Origin of the sequence: Leisingera sp. ANG-M7 (assembly GCF_000813965.1) — a bacterium.
In the GTDB taxonomy this organism is placed as follows: Bacteria; Pseudomonadota; Alphaproteobacteria; order Rhodobacterales; family Rhodobacteraceae; genus Leisingera.
Map to the genome: position 1 here is coordinate 27,494 of NZ_JWLI01000012.1, position 18,500 is coordinate 45,993.

The following is an 18,500-nucleotide window of genomic DNA, read 5'->3' on the forward strand; positions in this document are numbered from 1 at the left end:
CCGGCAGGCGGCTTTGCCGCCAAGAGGGGAGGCGTCACCGTCAGGTGATCAAACCCGCATCGGCATCACGACGTAGACGGCGCTTTCGTCGCTGCCTTCGCGCATCAAGGTTGGATCACCGGAAGAGTTGAACATGAATACGGCGTTTTCGCGGTCCACCTGATTGGCAATTTCCAGCAGGTACTTGGCGTTGAAACCAATCTCCAGCCGCTCGTCGTTGTAAGCCACCGCCAGTTCTTCCTCAGCGGCACCGCTGTCCGGCGCGTTCACGGACAGGATCAGCCGGTCCTCTTCCAGTTGCAGCTTTACCGCGCGGGAGCGTTCCGACGAAACGGTGGCAACCCGGTCCACCGCCTGGGCGAACTCGGCGGCGTCCACTTCCAGGCGGCGCGTGTTGCCTGCCGGGATCACGCGGGTGTAGTCGGGAAAGGTGCCGTCGATGACCTTGGAGGTCAGGGTGATGTTCGGAGTGGCAAAGCGCACCTTGGTTTCAGAGACCGACACCGCGATGTCCATGTCGTCGTCGTCCAGCAGCTTGCGCAGTTCGCCCACGGTTTTGCGCGGCACGATCACGCCCGGCATGTCCTCAGCGCCCAGTGGCAGCTCCGCGTCGATACGTGCTAGGCGGTGGCCGTCGGTGGCCACGGCACGCAGAACTTTGCCGCCATCGCCCGATGACACATGCAGATAGACACCGTTCAAGTAATAGCGGGTTTCCTCAGTCGAGATCGCGAATTTCGACTTGTCGAACAGGCGGCGCAGAACGGCGGCCTTGGCGGCGAAATTGGAGTGATACTCCGACGAAGCCATCACCGGGAAGTCTTCGCGCGGCAGGGTTGCCAGAGAGAAGTTGGAGCGCCCGGCCTCAACTGCCAGACGCCCGGTTGCGGCATCTGCGGTCAGGGTGACCAGCGCGCCGTCAGGCAGCTTGCGGACGATCTCGTGCAGAGTGGTGGCCGCTACGGTAGTGGCACCGGCGCGTTCGACTTGGGCGGGGGCCTTATCGACGACCTCGATATCCAGGTCGGTGGCGCGGAACTGGACGCTGTCGCCCTCGGCTTCGATCAGCACGTTTGCCAGGATCGGAATGGTGTTGCGGCGCTCGACCACAGACTGCGCTTGGGCCACGGCCTTGAGAAGCGTGCCGCGTTCGATGCTGATCTTCATGTCCCAAATCCTCTTCGTCAGGCCCCTGTCAGTGGCCGGGACAAGCAACCTACCTGTTTACCCCTGCCGCACAAGGCTTTTTATGGATTTCTCCAAGGGATTTCAGGCGGGGTCAAGAGGGGCTGCGCGGCTGGACCGCGAAACCGGGGTAAACGTTGCAGCAGAACCCGGTTCTATCCGGGCGGGACAGAAACAAAAGACGTCCCGGCACCTGGCCGGGACGTGATACGAGCAGGTGAATGCACTGGAGAGGTGCTTAGGCCTTCACCCGCTCCGATTTCGGATCGTACATGGGCTTCAGGGAAGCTTCGGCTTTCACCTTCACGCCGCAGACGTCGATCTCGTAGGTCGAGCCCAGCACATCCGCCGCGCTTTCGCCCTCGCAAGGCACGTAGCCCATGCCGATGGCGGCACCCAGAGTGTGGCCGTAGTTGCCGGAGCTGAGATAGCCCACATATTTGCCGTCGCGGATGATCGGCTCATTGTGGAACAAGAGCGGCTCGGGATCGGTCAGCTTGAACTGAACCATGCGGTTCTTGGGGCCGCTCTCCTTGCGTTCCAGCACCGCGGCCTTGCCGATGAAGTCGTCCTTGCCGGTGGCAACCGCAAAGCCGAGGCCTGCGTCGATCACATTATCCTCGCAGGTGATGTCGTGGCCGAAGTGGCGGAACCCCTTCTCGATCCGGCAGCTGTCCATCATGTGCATGCCGCAAAGCTTGAGCCCTATGTCCTGGCCGGCCTCCCAGAGGGTTTCGAAGGCATGGCCAGACATCTCTGCCGGGATATAGATCTCCCAGCCCAGCTCACCCACGTAGGTAACCCGGTGCACACGGGCGAGGCCCATGCCCAGTTCGATCTCTTGCGCAGTGCCAAAGGGGTTCACATCGTTGGAGAAATCATTGGGCGACACTTTCTGCAGCAGTTCACGAGAGTTCGGGCCCATTACCGCCAGTACACCCTCGCCTGCTGTCACATCAGTGAGCACGACGTTGAAACCGCCCCTGTTGCGCATCATCCAGGTCTGGTCGGCGAGGCGGGTCACCGCCGGAGTCACCACCAGATAGACGGTCTCGCTCAACCGGGTGACGGTCACATCGGCCTCGATGCCGCCGCGGGGGTTCAGGAACTGGGTGTAGACGATCTTGCCCGCCGGCACCGAGACATTGGCGCCGCAAATGTAGTTCAGGAACTTCTCCGCATCCGGGCCTTCGACGCGGATCTTGCCGAAGGAGGACATGTCGTACATGCCGACATTCTCGCGGACGGCGCGGTGTTCTGCCGCGGAGTTTTCAAACCAGTTCTGGCGCTTCCAGCTGTACTGGTATTCGCGTTCCTGGCCTTCATTGGCGAACCAGTTGGCGCGCTCCCAGCCGCCGATTTCGCCGAACACGGCACCCTGTTCCTTGAGGTGATAGTGGAACGGGGTGCGGCGCACGCCTCGGGCAGTGTCCTTCTGGCGGTAGGGGAAGTGGTCAGCGTAAAGCAGACCCAGGGTCTCTTTCGAGCGCTCAAACAGATAGTGCTTGTTGCCCTGGAATGGGTGCATCCGGGAGATGTCCACATCGCCGAGGTCAAACGGTTTCTGGCCGTCTTCCATCCACTGCGCCAGCGCCATGCCGGCGCCGCCCGCCGACTGGATGCCGATCGAGTTGAAGCCGGCGGCGACCCAGAAGTTGTCCATCTCCGGCGCCAGGCCGAGGTGGTAGGCATCATCCGGGGTAAAGGATTCCGGGCCGTTGAAGAACGTGTGGATACCGGCCTCCGCCAGCATCGGCATCCGGTTGCAGGCGGCCTCCAGGATCGGCTCGAAGTGGTCGAAGTCCTCGGGTAGCTGGTCGAACTCGAAGTTGTCGGGGATACCGTTCATTGCCCAGGGCTTGGCGTTTGGTTCAAAGGCACCCAGCAGGATTTTACCTGCGTCTTCCTTGTAGTAGGCGCATTCATCCGGCACCCGCAGCACCGGCATCTGGGCCAGGCCTTCGATGCCTTCGGTCACGATGTAGAAATGCTCACAGGCGTGCAGAGGAACGTTGACGCCTGCCATGCGGCCTACCTCGTGCCCCCACATACCGGCGCAGTTCACCACCATATCCGCCTCGATGTGGCCCTGGGACTGGCCATCATCGCTGGCCCAGTCAACACCGGTGACGCGGCGGCCGTTTTTGGAGATGCCGGTGACCTTGATGCGCTCTTTGACCAGCGCACCGCGCTGGCGGGCGCCCTTGGCCAGGGCCAGCGCGATGTTGGCCGGATCCGCCTGCCCGTCGGTCGGCAGCCAGACACCGCCGGTCACGCCGTCCAGATTGATGTGCTCGTAGCGCTCCTTGACCTCCTTGGGCGACAGTTCCTCCACCGGCACGCCAAAGGCGCGGGCCATTGCGGCGTTGCGATAGAGTTCTTCAAGCCGCTCATTTGTCAGCGCTGCGGACACTGAGCCGACCTGACGCAAGCCGGTGGCGACACCGGTTTCTTCCTCAAGCCCCAGGTAAAGCTCTGCTGAATAACGCGCGAGCTTAGTCATGTTGGAGGACGCGCGCAGCTGGCCGATCAGGCCCGCGGCGTGCCAGGTGGTACCGGAGGTCAGCTGCTTGCGCTCCAGCAGAACCACATCCTTCCAGCCGAGCTTGGTCAGGTGATAGGCCACCGAACAGCCGATCACGCCGCCGCCGATAATCACCACGCGGGCCTTGTTGGGAAGATCGCTCATGTCATCGCTCCTGAATGAGGGTTTGCGCCTGATTATCACGAACAGGCGGCGCAAAATGCATCAAAAACGTCAGACTCCCGGAGCTATTCTCCGGCCTTTAGGATTTTTTCTGAACCATCCTCGCCCAGTCGGCGGCGCTTGCGCAGAGCAAAGGGAGTAATGCCGAAGAAGCTCTTGTAAAGACTGGAGAACCCATTTGGAAATCCACAGGCAAGACCGATCTCGCGGACGCTCATGGTGGTATTGAGCAACAAGTTGTTGGCCTTGGAAAGCCGCATTTCCCGGTAAAACCCATTGGGAGTGGTCCCCAGGAAAGTCTTGAACTTGCGCTCCAGCGAGCGGGTGGAGATGCCTAGCTCACCGACAATGTCGCTGATCGGCACCGGTTCCTCGATGTTGTCCTGCATGATGCGGATGCAGTGGTCCAGATCGCTGTCTCCGGTGATGGTCGGCTTGGCGCCGGCAAAAGGCTGCAGCGAGGAGAAATCGCGCACCTGTTCGTGCAGCATGATGTTGCCCACGGTCATCTGCGCCGCAGCAGAGGTCAGCCTGCCGACCAGCGCCAGGATGATATCGACGGTGGACCCCATGCCAGCGCAGGTCACCACCAGCCCGTCCTCGCTAGCCAGCGCGTGGCTGGAATCGTTCAGCCCCATCCGCTCGCGCAGCAGGGCGGAGTTTTCCCAATGAGTCGTCAGCCGCCCGGAAGCCCCGCCCTGGTCACGGATATAGCGCGCCGCGGCCTCGGCCAGCAGGTAGACCTTGATATCGCGGCAGGTGTAGCTGGAAATCACCCGTCCCAGGCTGAGGCCTGGATGGTCCGGGTCCGAGTTGCCAAGGAAGAAGGCGAAATCCGCGTCCGGCTTGGCCGCGAAAGGTTCAGTTTCCACGCTTAGGCCCGCCCGGCAGCCCACCCGGCCACCCTGCAGCGAGCGGACGGTCCATTTGAACGGCGGCTGGGCCAGCACGCGGTTGGCGATCCGCAGAACCTCCAGAATCGCCGACATCTCGATCAGGACAAATCCTTCGGTGACGATGATGTCGATGTGCCAGACCCGGGCCGGTTCTGCCGCTTTGAGTTTTTCCGGAGCTGCCATGCTGATCCCCTCCCCTGGTCAGACGATCCGATGCCCGGCCGCGCGCAAACAGCGGGCCAGTTCGGCAATATGGTCCGGGCCGACTTCACAGCAGCCGCCGACGATCGTAGCGCCTTGGGCAACCCAGCCCATGGCAAATTCCGCGTAGGCCTTGGGCCCCAGATCCTGACGCTGCTGCAGCGCGTCCACGGTGGGGGCATCTTTCAGAAACCCCTCGGAAATCCGGGTGAAACCGTTGGCATATGCGCCGCAGGGCTTGTCGAAGCTCTTTACGATTTCCAGGCCTGCGCCGACGACCTCGGGGCGCGAACAGTTGAGCAGGACCGCCTCTGGCTGGAAATCCTCGACCACCGCCGCGAGGTCCGCCAGCGGCTCGCCGGAACGCAGCAGCGTTCCGTCTTCATCGGAAACAGAAGCCGCCAGCCACACTGGTTTCGCCGTCCCGGCGCAGCCAAGCAGCGCCCCCTTAGCGTGTTCGATAGATGACACGGTTTCGATCAGGTACAGATCCGCCTGCGGGTCCAGCAGCTGAACAAGCTCTGCGTAGACCGGTGCGGCCTCCTGGTGCGGCGGGCAGATATCCGGGCGGTAAGAGGCAATCAGCGGCCCCAGCGCAGCGGCGACACGGCCTGAGCCGTGGGCGTCCCGTGCAGCGGTTGCCTGAGCGGCCGCCGTGGACAGCAGCTCTTCGAAATGCTCCTCGATGCCTGCGCGGACCAAGCGGTCGCGCAGCACCGCATAGGTGTTCATGGTGGCCATTGTGGCCCCGGCAGCAAAGTAGTCCGCGTGAATGCCGCCGACCACATCCGGCTTTTCGATCATCACGGAGGTTGACCACAGCGGCGTCGCCCGGTCGCCGGACCGTTTGACGACCTCCTGCCCTATCGAGCCGTCAAGAAGGATGATGTCTGTCATGGGGCCTCCTGCGGGGGAATCAGGACCAGTTTGCCCGGAAACGCCTTACTCATGAAATCGGATTGCGCCTGGGCTATGTTCTGCAGGGGATAGGTTGCCGAGACCAATGGGCGGATTGCGCCGGAATTTATCAGCTCCACCAGTTCGGCAAAGACCGCACGCGGGGAAAAGGTGCAGCCGTGGATGGTGATGTCACGCAGGTAAATCTCGCGCAGGTCCGCTATGACGATCGGGCCGGCAATGGCGCCGGAGACCGCGTAATGCCCGCCGGGCCGCAGCGCCTGTATCAGGGCGGGCCATGCCGGGCCGCCGACCACGTCGATGACGGCATCGAATCTGCCCGGTTCTGGAGATTCCTCGCGGCCGATGATGCTGCCCGCCCCCATCGCGGTCACCGCCTCCGACTTAGCGGGCGATGTCTGGCCGGTCACTTGCGCACCAAGATGGGCCGCCAGCTGCACCGCAGCCAGCCCGACTCCGCCGGAAGCGCCGGTCACCAGCACCCGCTGGCCACCGGAGACACCGGCACGGTGCAGCAGGTTCCAGGCGGTTCCATAGGCACAAGGCATCGCCGCAATCTCGGTATCGGACAGGGGAGAGGCGCTGACGTCGAACAATTCTGCTGCCTCCATCAGGCAATATTGCGCGAAAGCACCGTCAAGCTCTGATCCCAAGGCGACGAAAGCCACGGGGTTGTCCGGCTCCGGCCGGGGTATATTGGTCTGGCTGGTAACTCGCTGCCCCGCGCGGATCGTACCAGTGCCCGGGCCGGTCTCGACCACCACGCCGCACAGGTCGCCGCCTTGGATGCGGGGCAAGCTCAGGGCGCCACCCCAGCCGCCGGCCTCGACCTCAGCGTCATCGCCAACTGCATCCGTGGCCCCGGTCACATTTGACGAGTACCATCCGATCCGGGTGTTGATATCGGTGTTGTTGACGCCAACCGCCAAGACCTTGACCAGCACCTGCCCCGGTCCTGGAACCGGAACAGGAATATCTTCACGCCATTCGAGCGCATCCGGCCCGCCATGCCGGGTCAAACAGACGCCTTTCATCATCTGGGCCATCGCTGAAGCCTCCAGAATTAAGCGTGACAGGCCGACCCTAGCACATCAGGCCCGCAGGCGCTCGTTGGCCGGATCCCACAGCGGTTCGTCTTTCTGAACCACCGCACGGCATTTCTCACCGTAGATCTCGACCTCCAGCTCAGTGCCCGGCACGGCCAGATCGGTGCGCACCATGCCCAGAGCGATGGAGGCGTCGACGCGGTAGCCCCAATCGCCGGAGGTGGTCTCGCCCACGATTTCGCCATCTTTCCAGATGCAGGACATATAAGGCGCATCGGCATCCCCAGCTTCGACAATCAGAGTCACAAAGGACTTGTTCACGCCCTGCTGCTTTTCGTTCTGGATCGCAGCCTTGCCCGGGAAATCCTGCGGCTTGTCCAGTTTGACGAACCGCTCCAGACCGCCTTCGAGCAGTGAGTAGTCGGTGCTGAGATCGCCCTTCCAAGTGCGGTAGCCTTTTTCGATCCGCAGGGAGTTCAGCGCGTACATGCCGAACGGCTTGGCACCGCCTGCGAGCAGGGCGTCGTAGATCGCCGGCTGGTGCTCGTTGGCACAGTGAACTTCCCAGCCCAGTTCGCCGGCAAAGGACACCCGCGCCAGGAAGGCGGGTTTGCCTGCCACTGTGGCTTCCTGATGGGTCAGCCAGCCGAGCGACAGGTCAGCGTCCGAGATACCCGCCAGCAGCTCCCGCGATTTCGGACCGGTAACGATCATAGTCGCGAATTCGGTGGTGCGGTCGGTCAGGGTCAGACCCGCGGGCAGTGCTTTGCGCAAGATCTCGAAGTCGTGCCACTGGGCCGAGCCCGCGGTGATCATGGTGAAGTGGTCTTCGCCATGACGAATGCAGGACATCTCGGTCAGAATACGGCCGCGGTCGTCCGAGAAGTAGACCAGGTTCATCCGGCCCACCTTGGGCAGGCCGCCAGTCACCATACCGCGCAGGAATTCTGCAGCGCCCTCGCCGTCCAGGTTGAAGCGGGAAAAACCGGGCAGATCCAGCACGCCAACCCCGTCGCGAACAGCTTCGCATTCTTCCTTGATCCGCTGCTGCCACGGGCCGGAGCGGCCCCAGGTATGGGTGGCTTCCTCAGAAGTGTCGTCACCCGGCTGCGCGAACCAGTTGGCCCGCTCCCAGCCGTTGTAGACACCCATCTGGCCGCCCAATTCTTTGACCTTGGCGTGCACCTGCGACAGTTTCTTGTCGCGCGCAGCGGGCCATTCGTGGTGCGGGAAGTGCATGGCGTATTCGTTGCCGTATACTTCCAGGCCTTTCTGGTTGCAGTAGTCCTGGTCGGTGTAGTCGGTATAGCGGCGCGGATCGACGGCCCACATGTCCCACTCAGTGTGGCCATCGACGATCCATTCGGCCAGCACCTTGCCGGCACCGCCGCCCTGGGCGATACCGAAGGTAAAGCTGTGTGCCTCAAAAGCGTTTGTCACACCCGGCATCGGACCGATCATCGGCAGACCGTCGGGAGCATAGGGAATCGGACCGTTGATCACGCTGGAGACACCGGAGGTCGCCATCAGCGGCACCCGCTCCATCGCATCGGTGACAATATCCTCGATCCGGTCCAGGTCTTCCTGCCACAGCTGGAACGAGAAGTCCTCAGGCATCGGATCGTCTTCGGTCAGCCAGTGGCCTTTGCAGTTCGGCTCGTAGGGGCCGAGGTTGTAGCCGTGCTTTTCCTGACGCAGGTAGTAAGACACGTCCACGTCGCGGATCAGGGGCAGCTTGCAGCCATGTTCCTTCGACCAGGCTTCGACCTCGGGGATCTGTTCGGTCAACAGATACTGGTGCTCCATCACCATGGCAGGCACGGTACGGCCGCCGAAGGGCTTGAACATCTCACCCACGCGCTGCGCGTAGTAACCGGCGGCATTCACCACATAGTCGCAGTCGATGTTGCCTTTTTCAGTGTGCACGGTCCAGGTGCCGTCTTCGTGCTGGGTCACACTGGTCGCCGGGGTGAAGCGCAGAATCTTTGCGCCCATATCGCGCGCACCTTTGGCCAAGGCTTGGGTCAGCTGTGCCGGGTCGATGTCGCCATCGGTCGGGTCATAGAGAACCCCCGCCAGGTCATGGGTCTCCAGGAACGGATAGTGTTCCTTGGTTTCTTCCGGGGTCCACATTTCCATCGGGATACCCTGGTAGCGGCCCATGGACATGGCGCGTTCGAATTCCTGCATCCGCTCTTTGGTGTGTGCCAGACGGATCGAGCCCGAAACATGGTAGTTCATCGGGTAGTCGACCTCTTCAGCCAAGCCTGAATACAGTTCGGTCGAGTAGCGCTGCATGTTCATGATCGCCCAGGAGGTCGAGAAAGTCGGCACATTGCCGGCCGCGTGCCAGGTCGAGCCAGCAGTCAGCTCGTTCTTCTCCAGAAGCACACAATCGGTCCAGCCTTTCTTGGCCAGATGATAAAGCGATGAGCAGCCGACGACGCCGCCGCCGATGATGACCACACGGGCCTTGGATGGAAAATCAGACATGTTCGCTCCCTAGTCTCAGTCTTCTTGCGGCACGCCGTCCGCAATCCGGTAGTAGTCGCCCTTGGAGGCGGTAAAGATGTGCTTTTCGACGCTGAGACCGGTGTTCCCGTCGACAGCGCCCAAAGCGAAACTTGTGGTGTCTTCACCCGCACCCTTCCAGAACAGGAAGGAGCCACAACGCGGGCAGCTGCCGCGTTCGGCCTGCGGCGTCGCCTCGAACCAGTTCACGGGTCCGGTGATCGTGAGGTCTGCGTCGCGCACCTGGGCAGAGGCCCAGATGCCGCCGGATTGCTTGCGGCACTGGCTGCAATGGCACATTGAGGCATTTTGCGGCTTGGCCGCGGTCTCAAAATAGATGTCGCCGCAGAGGCAGGAACCCTTGATCATGACCTTCCTCCTAGTAGACCGGCGGCGCGATCACCCAGACGGCCACAGCGGGCTCATCGTAAGGGTTCGACCATTGATAGGGCTCATGCTTGATCCGGAAGCTGTCGCCGGGACCGACGGTGAAGCTGCGGCCGCCGATCAGCAGATCCAGCCTGCCAGAGATCATGTAGCCGACCTCCTGCGTCGGCCGGTTGGCAGGCGTCTGCATTTTTGAGCGCGGCTGGAAGGTGGAGTGCACCATCTCAAAATCGTCTGTCAGATCGGGGGAGAGCAGTTCTTCGATCAGCCCCTCCTCGCCTGATCCCATGGGGCGGCGGGAGCCAGCGCGCACAATGTAACCGTGCTCCACTGCCGGGGCGCCGGAATGGGCAAACAGCATCGACATCGGCACACCCAGCGCCTCGGCAATCTGCCGCAGGTCGGAGATCGAGGGCTCGGACATGTCGCGCTCCACCTGGCTCAGCCAGCCGACAGAGCGGTTCAGCATCGCGGCAATATCCGACAGGGTCAGCCCGCGGGCCTTGCGCAAGGCCCGGATATCCGCCCCCAGTGTCGCCGTTGCCACCGCCTGATCGTTCACCGGCCCTCTCCCCGCTTCGTGAAAAAATCCTCTCGTTTTTCACGATGGACCGAGTTCGTGAAATTTCCAAGCATTTTTTCACGAGCTGAAAGGTTGCCATGAAAAAACCCAGCGCCTTCAGGCGCCGGGCGGCTTTTTTTCTGGTCTATAGCCCTTCGGGATAAGGCCGCGAGGCCGGGGGCAAAGCCTCAGACATGCGAATCAGCCGCGGCTGAACACCTGCCGCAGGATTGCCTCCAGCTGGTCAGCGTCACTCTGGGTGAAGGCATCGGTCTGGTCGCTGTCGATGTCAAACACCCCAATCAGATCCTCGGCGCCGTTCCAGACCGGCAGCACCAGTTCCGAACGTGTAGAGGAGGCACAGGCGATGTGGCCGGGAAAAGCATCGACATCCGGCACCAGCTGCGCGAGGCCGGTACGCGCCGCGGCACCGCAAACGCCGCGGGAAAACGGGATTTGCAGGCAGCCATGGCCGCCCTGATAAGGCCCGATCTTCAGCAACTCCGGTGCAACTGCACGGTAGAAGCCGGTCCAGTTGAAACGGTCGTCCGCGTGATGAACCTCGCAGGCCACGGTGGCCATCAGCGCCACCTCATCTGTTTCGCCTTCGGTCAGCGCCGCGATGGTCTTGGCTAGGGTTTCGTAATCAACCTGCATATGCAGCTCTCCTGAAACGTATTGAGGGGGCTGTCTGCCCCCTCTTGACCTCGCGGTCAATTCATCCCCGAGAGTATTTCTCAAAGGTGAAGATCACACCCGCTCAATCGCAATGGCCGTGCCTTCGCCGCCGCCGATGCAAATCGCGGCCACCCCGCGTTTCAGACCGCGCTTTTCCAGCGCGTTCAGCAGGGTGACCATGATCCGCGCGCCGGAGGCACCGATCGGGTGACCCAGCGCGCAGGCGCCGCCGTTGACGTTCACCTTGTCGCGCGAGATGCCCATTTCATGCATGAAGGCCATCGGCACAACGGCAAAAGCCTCATTCACCTCCCACAGGTCAACATCCTCGACGGTCCAGCCGATCGACTTGAGCAGCTTCTGAGCAGCAGGCACCGGTGCGGTGGTGAACCAGCCCGGCGCCTGTGCGTGGCTGTCGTGACCAAGAATACGAGCACGGACATTCAAGCCCTTCGCCTCTGCCGCCTCGGACGATGCAAGAACCAGAGCCGCCGCACCATCCGAGATCGACGAGGCATTGGCCGCGGTAACAGTGCCATCCTTGCGGAAGGCAGGTTTCAGCGTCGGGATCTTTTCCGGTCGCGCAGATTTCGGCTGTTCATCTGCATCCGTGACCACTTCACCCTTGCGGGATTTCACAGTCACAGACGCGATTTCACCATCAAAGGCACCGCTCTCCTGCGCTTCCAAAGCATTTGACAGCGATTTCAAAGCGTATTGGTCCTGCGCTTCCCGGGTGAACTGGTACTTTTCAGCGCAATCTTCGGCGAAAGTGCCCATCAGACGCCCTTTGTCATAGGCATCCTCAAGCCCGTCCAGGAACATGTGGTCGATCACCTGGCCATGGCCGATGCGGGCACCGCCGCGCATCTTCGGCAGAATGTAAGGAGCGTTGGTCATGCTCTCCATACCGCCGGCAATCATTGTTTCCGCGTGACCCAGCGCGATCTGATCGAAGGCGATCATCGCCGCCTTCATGCCGGAACCGCACATCTTGTTAAGGGTCGTAGCCGGCACTTCTTCGCCTAGTCCCGCTGCAAACCCAGCCTGGCGCGCGGGCGCCTGCCCCTGCCCCGCCGGCAGAACGCAGCCCATCAGCACCTCATCCACGGTGGCAACTCCGGCCCCTTCCAGGGCCGCACGGATTGCAGCACCACCCAGTTCCGCAGCCGTCACCCCGTCATACATGCCCTGGAACCCGCCCATGGGCGTCCGGGCCGCTCCGGCGATAACAACATCTTTCATGCAATTTTCCTCCAATCGTCAAAATTATACCTACAGAAAAGTAAGCTTTGCGGTCTAGAGTGCTGCCTAATGACGTTACATCCCGGGGGATCACAATGAGCCTGACGACCACCATGACGGACGGTGCACAGATCGTCAAAGTCAATGCCGAGCGTATTGATGCCGCCATGGCTATCCAGTTTAAGGAAGACATGCGCACGGAAACCGAAGCTGGACCGGAGCGCGTCATTCTGGACCTGTCTGAAGTGCAATTTATTGATTCCAGCGGACTTGGAGCAATTGTCGCGGCCATGAAACAACTGGGCGGCAGCCGCAGGCTGGACCTGGCCGGCTTGACCCCAATGGTGGAGAAAGTTTTCCGGCTGACTCGTATGGACACGATCTTTGACCTCTACAGTTCGCTGAGTGAAGCAACCGCCCCGGCCAGCGCAAACTCTTGAAGACGACTGCGCTGGCGGCGCAAAGCGAGAAATTGATGGTAAAAACCTTTGCCTGCTCGTTCACGGCCACTAATCTGGATGCCCGCTCCGGCGTCTCATCCGTTGTGGACCGGCTGCGGACCCTGGGAATTCCAGCGGCCAGGGCGGATGAGGTGCAAATTGCACTGACTGAAGCTGTCAACAACGTGGTCGAGCATGCTTATGCGGAAAATAACCCCGGGAATGTCCGCATCCAGGCAGAACTTTCTCCAGAACGTTTGTGGGTCAGTATTCAGGACGCTGGCGCCCCTTACCCGGACGGAGAACTGCCCGAAGGCAAGCCAGCTGACGTCAATGTTCCTGCCAAAAATTTGCCTGAAGGCGGCTTCGGCTGGTTCTTGATCCGGGAACTCGCGAGCCAGGTTCAGTATGAGCGTTCCGAAGGCAGCAACAACCTGTCACTCTGTTTTGAGATCCAAGTCACAAGCCCTTCGGCTGAAGGCTGAAAAGATCTTGCGGAATCCGCAGGTGAGTAGGCGCAACTTTAACGCTTCGCCACAATTACGCCGCATTCCCGGCCTACCGCGGCCCAATAGAAATGCGAAACTTTACCTGTAGCTGAAACGAGCTTCCCCTGGTGCCGTGTGTTCTTGCCCCCACCAGAGCACGGCACCGGGGACATCTCTCTTACAGCCTTCGCTTCTCTTTCACTGCTGTGACGCGCCGTCTGCTCCGAGCAGGCTGCAATTTGATTTGCCTTCAGGCCGCCCATCCCTAGGCTTTGCGTGTCAAAACGGAAAGAAAGCCATGCGAGACTTCCATTTACCCGGCCGTTCGGCTGTTTTTGCAGTTTCCGGGATGTGCGCCACCTCTCACCCACTGGCGGCCCGCGTGGCCTTGGAGATTCTGCAGCGCGGTGGCAATGCCATGGACGCGGCTTTGGCCGGAGCTGTACTGCTCGGCATTTGCGAGCCGCAAATGACCGGTATCGGCGGAGACTGCTTTGTACTGTATTCGAGGCCCGGAAAAGGCATCCAGGCATTGAACGGGTCAGGCCGCGCACCTGCAGATTCCTGCGCTGCTGATCTGCGAGCGCGGGGCCTGGGTGCGGTACCATTGACCAGCGCGGACGCAGTTACCATTCCATGCGCCATGGATGCTTTTTGTCGCCTTGCAGAAACAGAAGGACAACTAGGGCTGGACATCCTGATGCAGCCTGCAATCCATTACGCCGAACATGGAGTTCCAGTTGCTTCCCGCACCGCATTTGACTGGAAAACCAGCGCAGAAACCCTGCAAGGCGCAGCGCGCAAGCATTTTTTGAAGGACGGCCACCCCCTAGGCACCGGAGAGATTTTCCGCGCACCGGGTCAAGCCGAAGTGCTGCGCCGGATAGCGAAACACGGTCGCGATGCATTTTACTCAGGGGAAGTGGCGGAGGACATGATTGCTGCATTGTCAGCTCACGGCGGCACACACACTATGCAGGACTTTGAAGCAGCAGACAGCTTTGCCACGTGTCCGGTTGAAGGCTACTACAAGGATAGCTGTCTGGCCGAACACCCGCCCAATGGGCAAGGTGCGACGGCGATCCTGCTCCTCAACATCCTTAAGCACTTCGATCTTGGCAGCTTGGATCCTTTCGGGGCTGAGCGCGCGCATCTCGAAGCTGAGGCTGCCAAACTGGCCTATGACGCACGTAACCGGTTCTTAGCCGACCCGGATCACACCGCACAGCTCGGCCACATGCTTTCGCCTGAAACTGCGGCACGGCTTGCGGCTCTGATCGACCCAAAACGCGCGATGCCCGCCACTGAACCGCTGACCGAAGCCGTGCACAAAGACACCGTGTATATTACCGTTGTAGACAAGGACCGGATGTCAGTGTCGCTGATTTATTCGATCTTCCACGGGTTCGGCTCTGGTATCGCTTCGGAGAAGTTTGGCATTTTGCTGCAAAACCGCGGTGCGGGCTTTACGCTTGAGGAAGGTCATCCGAACGAGTTCGGTCCCGGAAAGCGGCCTATGCACACGATCATTCCTGCCATGCTGAAGCAGGGTGAAGACGTGATCATGCCATTCGGCGTGATGGGCGGTGGATACCAGCCGACGGGCCACGCGAGGCTGGTATCAAACCTTTTGGATTTCGGTATGGACCTGCAATCCGCAATCGATGCTCCGCGATGCTTCGCCGACAATGGTACTTTGAAAGTTGAGCGCGGCTATTCTGATGCGGTCCGGCGGCAGCTGAGCGAAATGGGGCACAAAATTGAAACGCCGAACATACCGCTAGGAGGTGCGCAAGCGATCCGCATCAATGATTCTGGTGTGCTGGAAGGCGGCAGCGATCCGCGCAAGGACGGCTGTGCATTGGGCTACTGATGCCTGCGGTTCAGCCCGCAAGAGCCAGGTTCGGATTTCAGTTCAGCTGGTAGTGCAGCGCATAGGCACCGCCGTCAAAACTTCCAAACATCTCAGGCACATCCGGATGTCCTACAGGCTCTCCCGAGTAATCCGCAACGAGGTTTTGCTCGGAAACATAAGCGACGTAGTAGCTTTGGTCGTTCTCGGCCAGAAGATGATAAAACGGCTGATCCTTGACCGGCCGGCTGTCTTCGGGAATCGCTTCATACCATTCTTCGGTATTCGAGAACTCCGGATCGACATCAAAGACGACACCGCGGAAGGGATGCTTCCGGTGGCGGACGACTTGCCCAAGGTTATATTTTGCGCGTGTTCTCATCATGGCCTTGTTGCCCCTGCATTATCTAAATAGCGCGCGTACCGGGGAAATGTCCAACTCTTGCGGCAAATTTTCACGGAAACAAACTGTGGAAACAGCCATGACAGGGTCTGAAGACAGTTTTCCACAGGGGCTAGCCCGCTATGGGGGCAATCAGCTCCGGACCTTCTCACAGAAAGCAAACAGGCTTGCCCGGCGGTTCGAAGTTTCCCCGCCACTTCAGCAAAACCCGATTCAGGAAATGTGATTTCCTCGCCTGCAGCAATCCGCTAAAGTTACCCAAAACAAACCCAAAACAAAATGGGCAGAGGCAATGAGCAGACTCATCAGCGCCCTCGTTCTCCTCATGGCGGTTGCGTCTTGCGGAGGCGGGCACAAAGCGCCGCCGCGCAACTTGGATAATGCCTGCAGCATTATCCAACAGCGCCCTGAATACCTGAAAGCCTTCCGCGCAACCCAGCGCCGCTGGGGCGTGCCAGTGCATGTGCAGATGGCAACGATCTATCACGAAAGCCGGTTCCGCGGCGATGCCAGGACACCGCATCAGTATTTGCTGGGAGTGATCCCGGTCGGACGGCAATCCAGCGCGTATGGCTACAGTCAGGCCCTGGACGGCACCTGGGACGATTACCGCCAAGACACCGGGCGGCGGCGTGCAAAACGTGACCGTATTGGCGATGCCGCGGACTTCATGGGCTGGTACATGCGCAAAAGTCTCGAGAAGAACGACATCCCTCTTTATGATGCACGGAACCAGTATCTTGCCTACCACGAAGGCCACAGCGGCTATGCCCGCGGCAGTTACCGTTCCAAGGCCTGGCTGATGCGCGTAGCCGGTCAGGTCGAGACGCGGGCGCAGACATACCAGGCACAGCTCGCGACCTGCCGCAAGTTCCGCTGATTTCGACGCAGGCTGGATTTTCTCCCCCTCTCGCCTAACATTCAGGGGGGAGGACACAGCGCATGGAACGCAGGCTCGCTGCCATTCTGGTCGCCGACATGGCCGGATACTCCCGTCTGATGGAAGAAGATGAAGAAGGGGTGCTGACCCGGCAAAAAGGTCACCGCCAGAACTTAATCGACCCGCAAATTTTAGCCAACCGCGGCCACACAATAAAAACCACCGGCGATGGCATGCTGGTGGAGTTCGCCTCAACTCATGACGCGGTCAACTGCGCCCTGGAAATCCAAAAGGCAATGGCGGAACGCGAGGCAGACACACCTGAGCAACTGCGCATCCGGTACCGCGTCGGAATCAACATCGGTGATGTGATTTTCGACGGCGCTGACATCTTCGGTGACGGTGTCAATGTTGCAGCCCGGCTCGAAGGGTTGGCGGAACCTGGCGGTATTTGCATTTCCGGCATCGTGCATGAAACTGTTGCAGGGCGGCAAAGCGAAAGCTTCCACGACATGGGGTCTCAGCGGGTCAAGAATATTTCGCGTCCGGTCCGGGTCTGGCAATGGGCCCCTGAGGCCCGCCCGCAACGCAAACCTCCGGAAGCAGCGCTGCAACAACGTGTCAAATACTGCCCCTCCTCCGATGGAACTCACTTGGCTTACACGACAATCGGAGACGGTCCGCCTGTTTTCAAAGCGCCAAACTGGATTAACCACATTGAATATGAATGGAAAAGCCCTGTATGGGGGCAGTTTCTGTCTGAGTTTGCCAGCGATTGCAGCCTGACCCGCTTTGATCAGCGCGGCAACGGGCTGTCAGACTGGGAAGTGGCTGAAATATCCGAAGACCGGATGATTGACGACATGCTCTCAGTTGCCGATACAGCAGGGCTGCATCGCTTTGCCTTGTTCGGAATCAGCCAAGGCGCAGCCTTCTCCATGCGATTTGCGGCACAGCACCCCGAGAGAGTCAAATGTCTGGTTCTGCTTGGCGGATACGTGCGCGGACGCCTGCGGCGCGGGGATCCTGAGGCAGACAGGTTTTATCAGATCGGCTACAATATGATCCGGGACGGATGGGGTTCGCCGAATTCCATCTACCGGCATTTCTTCACCACAACTTACATTCCCGATGCCACGGCGGAGGAAGGAGATTCATTTGACGAACTACAGCGGCTCTCCACCAATACCGAAAACGCGCTGCGGATCATGGAAATGAATGCCGCAATAGATGCCACGCCACATGCCGAAAATGTCAGGGTCCCCACTCTGGTTTTGCACTGCCGCGGTGACCGAGCGGTGCCTGTCGAGGAAGGCCGGCTGGCGGCGCGGCTGATTCCCGGCGCCAGCTTTGTAGAGCTGCCCGGCAACAACCACGGCATGGTTGGTGGGCACCCGGGTTTTCAGGAGTTCTTTGACGAAGCCGTCCCCTTCATTCGCCACCACGCAGAATAAGCTACTTTTCCTTTCAGCGAGACCGGCCTGTGGTCACGAAAAGGCTTGAGGACAGCTTAACACCAGTTTCCATCGCCCCCAGAATAACGGTCGTCTGACCTCCGGCACCGTCATGGATCACCCATTTGCGCAGTTCCACTGGACTGCCGGTGAACATCATCTCGATGCTGCCATAGTCCGGGTTCTCCGGGTCCTGCGCCTGAACGATTGTCGATGTGCCGTCAAAGCTGTGACCAACCACCATATTGGCGCGGCCCAGATCAACCCTACGATCCAGAATGATCGAAAGAGGTGTCCGCTTCAGCGGGTAGGTTTCGGGCGGCTGGTTCGACTTTGGATCGTGGATCACTACCGCACCACCCCCGGCCACAACAGTACCGCCGCCTTTGCCGTCATACTCAAAACGCATCCGCCCCGGCCGGTGCATGTACAGTTTGCCCGTGGACAGGCTGCCGTCATCGTTGATTTGGGTAAAGGGTGACGACGCCGTTGAGATCCCATTCAGGTAACGGGAAATCTCATTGAGGCTCAGTTTCTCTGCCGCCCAAGACGCGGGGGCCATGAAGGTCAGCGCAAGCGCAAGTGCAATCCGTTTCATGGGTTCAACATAGGTGTGCTGCTGCAGAAGTGAAGATGCCGGAGCCTTC

17 protein-coding genes are annotated in these 18,500 nt (G+C 60.5%); 5 read left to right on the forward strand and 12 right to left on the reverse strand.

Annotated features, from left to right (window positions below):
• Window positions 1-48: 48 nt before the first annotated feature.
• From dnaN to RA26_RS14760, 10 genes are all read right to left on the reverse strand, one after another.
• Window positions 49-1,167 carry a DNA polymerase III subunit beta gene (dnaN, locus tag RA26_RS14710; RefSeq protein ID WP_039184722.1) on the reverse strand — a complete coding sequence of 373 codons (1,119 nt, stop codon included), beginning with the start codon at window positions 1,165-1,167 and terminating at the stop codon, window positions 49-51.
• A 256-nt stretch (window positions 1,168-1,423) separates the two neighbouring features.
• Window positions 1,424-3,874, reverse strand: coding sequence for a GcvT family protein (locus RA26_RS14720; RefSeq protein WP_039184726.1), 2,451 nt, complete (start codon window positions 3,872-3,874; stop codon window positions 1,424-1,426).
• An 83-nt stretch (window positions 3,875-3,957) separates the two neighbouring features.
• Window positions 3,958-4,971 (reverse strand): GlxA family transcriptional regulator, encoded by a 1,014-nt coding sequence (locus tag RA26_RS14725; RefSeq protein ID WP_152612626.1) that lies wholly within the window; start codon window positions 4,969-4,971, stop codon window positions 3,958-3,960.
• An 18-nt stretch (window positions 4,972-4,989) separates the two neighbouring features.
• Window positions 4,990-5,886 (reverse strand): homocysteine S-methyltransferase family protein, encoded by an 897-nt coding sequence (locus RA26_RS14730; RefSeq protein WP_039184730.1) that lies wholly within the window; start codon window positions 5,884-5,886, stop codon window positions 4,990-4,992.
• The gene (locus RA26_RS14735) at window positions 5,883-6,953 is read right to left on the reverse strand and encodes an alcohol dehydrogenase family protein (protein WP_039184733.1); all 1,071 of its coding nucleotides are present in this window, start codon (window positions 6,951-6,953) and stop codon (window positions 5,883-5,885) included. Before RA26_RS14735 ends, RA26_RS14730 begins: the two co-directional genes overlap by 4 nt.
• A gap of 45 nt (window positions 6,954-6,998) precedes the next feature.
• Window positions 6,999-9,446 carry a GcvT family protein gene (locus RA26_RS14740; RefSeq protein ID WP_039184736.1) on the reverse strand — a complete coding sequence of 816 codons (2,448 nt, stop codon included), beginning with the start codon at window positions 9,444-9,446 and terminating at the stop codon, window positions 6,999-7,001.
• Window positions 9,447-9,461: 15 nt separating this feature from the next.
• Window positions 9,462-9,833 (reverse strand): GFA family protein, encoded by a 372-nt coding sequence (locus RA26_RS14745; protein ID WP_039184739.1) that lies wholly within the window; start codon window positions 9,831-9,833, stop codon window positions 9,462-9,464.
• 10 nt (window positions 9,834-9,843) lie between these two features.
• Complete coding sequence (locus RA26_RS14750) at window positions 9,844-10,413, reverse strand: helix-turn-helix domain-containing protein (protein ID WP_039184741.1); 570 nt, start codon at window positions 10,411-10,413, stop codon at window positions 9,844-9,846.
• Between the two features lie 201 nt (window positions 10,414-10,614).
• Entirely contained in the window at window positions 10,615-11,070 is a 456-nt protein-coding gene (locus RA26_RS14755) for a GAF domain-containing protein (protein WP_039184743.1), read from the reverse strand.
• A 93-nt stretch (window positions 11,071-11,163) separates the two neighbouring features.
• Window positions 11,164-12,336 (reverse strand): thiolase family protein, encoded by a 1,173-nt coding sequence (locus RA26_RS14760; RefSeq protein WP_039184745.1) that lies wholly within the window; start codon window positions 12,334-12,336, stop codon window positions 11,164-11,166.
• A gap of 95 nt (window positions 12,337-12,431) precedes the next feature.
• On the opposite strand from RA26_RS14760, the gene RA26_RS14765 reads away from it, so the two are divergent.
• From RA26_RS14765 to RA26_RS14775, 3 genes are all read left to right on the forward strand, one after another.
• Window positions 12,432-12,776: an STAS domain-containing protein gene (locus RA26_RS14765; RefSeq protein ID WP_039184747.1), complete on the forward strand. Its 345-nt coding sequence runs from the start codon at window positions 12,432-12,434 to the stop codon at window positions 12,774-12,776.
• A gap of 35 nt (window positions 12,777-12,811) precedes the next feature.
• Window positions 12,812-13,261 carry an ATP-binding protein gene (locus tag RA26_RS14770; RefSeq protein ID WP_039185029.1) on the forward strand — a complete coding sequence of 150 codons (450 nt, stop codon included), beginning with the start codon at window positions 12,812-12,814 and terminating at the stop codon, window positions 13,259-13,261.
• 301 nt (window positions 13,262-13,562) lie between these two features.
• Window positions 13,563-15,137, forward strand: coding sequence for a gamma-glutamyltransferase family protein (locus RA26_RS14775; protein ID WP_039184748.1), 1,575 nt, complete (start codon window positions 13,563-13,565; stop codon window positions 15,135-15,137).
• A 37-nt stretch (window positions 15,138-15,174) separates the two neighbouring features.
• Here the strand turns inward: RA26_RS14775 and hspQ are convergent, their stop codons facing one another.
• Window positions 15,175-15,501, reverse strand: a complete 327-nt coding sequence (hspQ, locus tag RA26_RS14780; RefSeq protein WP_039184751.1) for a heat shock protein HspQ — start codon at window positions 15,499-15,501, stop codon at window positions 15,175-15,177.
• Window positions 15,502-15,811: 310 nt separating this feature from the next.
• Between hspQ and RA26_RS14785 the strand changes: the two genes are divergently transcribed.
• Window positions 15,812-16,399: a transglycosylase SLT domain-containing protein gene (locus RA26_RS14785; RefSeq protein ID WP_039184753.1), complete on the forward strand. Its 588-nt coding sequence runs from the start codon at window positions 15,812-15,814 to the stop codon at window positions 16,397-16,399.
• A 62-nt stretch (window positions 16,400-16,461) separates the two neighbouring features.
• Entirely contained in the window at window positions 16,462-17,853 is a 1,392-nt protein-coding gene (locus RA26_RS14790; RefSeq protein WP_039184756.1) for an alpha/beta fold hydrolase, read from the forward strand.
• 13 nt (window positions 17,854-17,866) lie between these two features.
• On the opposite strand, the gene RA26_RS14795 is transcribed toward RA26_RS14790, so the two are convergent.
• Window positions 17,867-18,451 carry a LolA family protein gene (locus RA26_RS14795; RefSeq protein WP_039184757.1) on the reverse strand — a complete coding sequence of 195 codons (585 nt, stop codon included), beginning with the start codon at window positions 18,449-18,451 and terminating at the stop codon, window positions 17,867-17,869.
• Between the last annotated feature and the right edge of the window lie 49 nt (window positions 18,452-18,500).

Bases quoted from the DNA above. Each gene is read 5' to 3' on its own strand.
- dnaN (WP_039184722.1), bottom strand. From the start codon at position 1,167: ATGAAGATCAGCATCGAACGCGGCACGCTTCTCAAGGCCGTGGCCCAA.
- RA26_RS14720 (WP_039184726.1), bottom strand. From the start codon at position 3,874: ATGAGCGATCTTCCCAACAAGGCCCGCGTGGTGATTATCGGCGGCGGC.
- RA26_RS14725 (WP_152612626.1), bottom strand. From the start codon at position 4,971: ATGGCAGCTCCGGAAAAACTCAAAGCGGCAGAACCGGCCCGGGTCTGG.
- RA26_RS14730 (WP_039184730.1), bottom strand. From the start codon at position 5,886: ATGACAGACATCATCCTTCTTGACGGCTCGATAGGGCAGGAGGTCGTC.
- RA26_RS14735 (WP_039184733.1), bottom strand. From the start codon at position 6,953: ATGGCCCAGATGATGAAAGGCGTCTGTTTGACCCGGCATGGCGGGCCG.
- RA26_RS14740 (WP_039184736.1), bottom strand. From the start codon at position 9,446: ATGTCTGATTTTCCATCCAAGGCCCGTGTGGTCATCATCGGCGGCGGC.
- RA26_RS14745 (WP_039184739.1), bottom strand. From the start codon at position 9,833: ATGATCAAGGGTTCCTGCCTCTGCGGCGACATCTATTTTGAGACCGCG.
- RA26_RS14755 (WP_039184743.1), bottom strand. From the start codon at position 11,070: ATGCAGGTTGATTACGAAACCCTAGCCAAGACCATCGCGGCGCTGACC.
- RA26_RS14760 (WP_039184745.1), bottom strand. From the start codon at position 12,336: ATGAAAGATGTTGTTATCGCCGGAGCGGCCCGGACGCCCATGGGCGGG.
- RA26_RS14765 (WP_039184747.1), top strand. From the start codon at position 12,432: ATGAGCCTGACGACCACCATGACGGACGGTGCACAGATCGTCAAAGTC.
- RA26_RS14770 (WP_039185029.1), top strand. From the start codon at position 12,812: ATGGTAAAAACCTTTGCCTGCTCGTTCACGGCCACTAATCTGGATGCC.
- RA26_RS14775 (WP_039184748.1), top strand. From the start codon at position 13,563: ATGCGAGACTTCCATTTACCCGGCCGTTCGGCTGTTTTTGCAGTTTCC.
- hspQ (WP_039184751.1), bottom strand. From the start codon at position 15,501: ATGATGAGAACACGCGCAAAATATAACCTTGGGCAAGTCGTCCGCCAC.
- RA26_RS14785 (WP_039184753.1), top strand. From the start codon at position 15,812: ATGAGCAGACTCATCAGCGCCCTCGTTCTCCTCATGGCGGTTGCGTCT.
- RA26_RS14790 (WP_039184756.1), top strand. From the start codon at position 16,462: ATGGAACGCAGGCTCGCTGCCATTCTGGTCGCCGACATGGCCGGATAC.
- RA26_RS14795 (WP_039184757.1), bottom strand. From the start codon at position 18,451: ATGAAACGGATTGCACTTGCGCTTGCGCTGACCTTCATGGCCCCCGCG.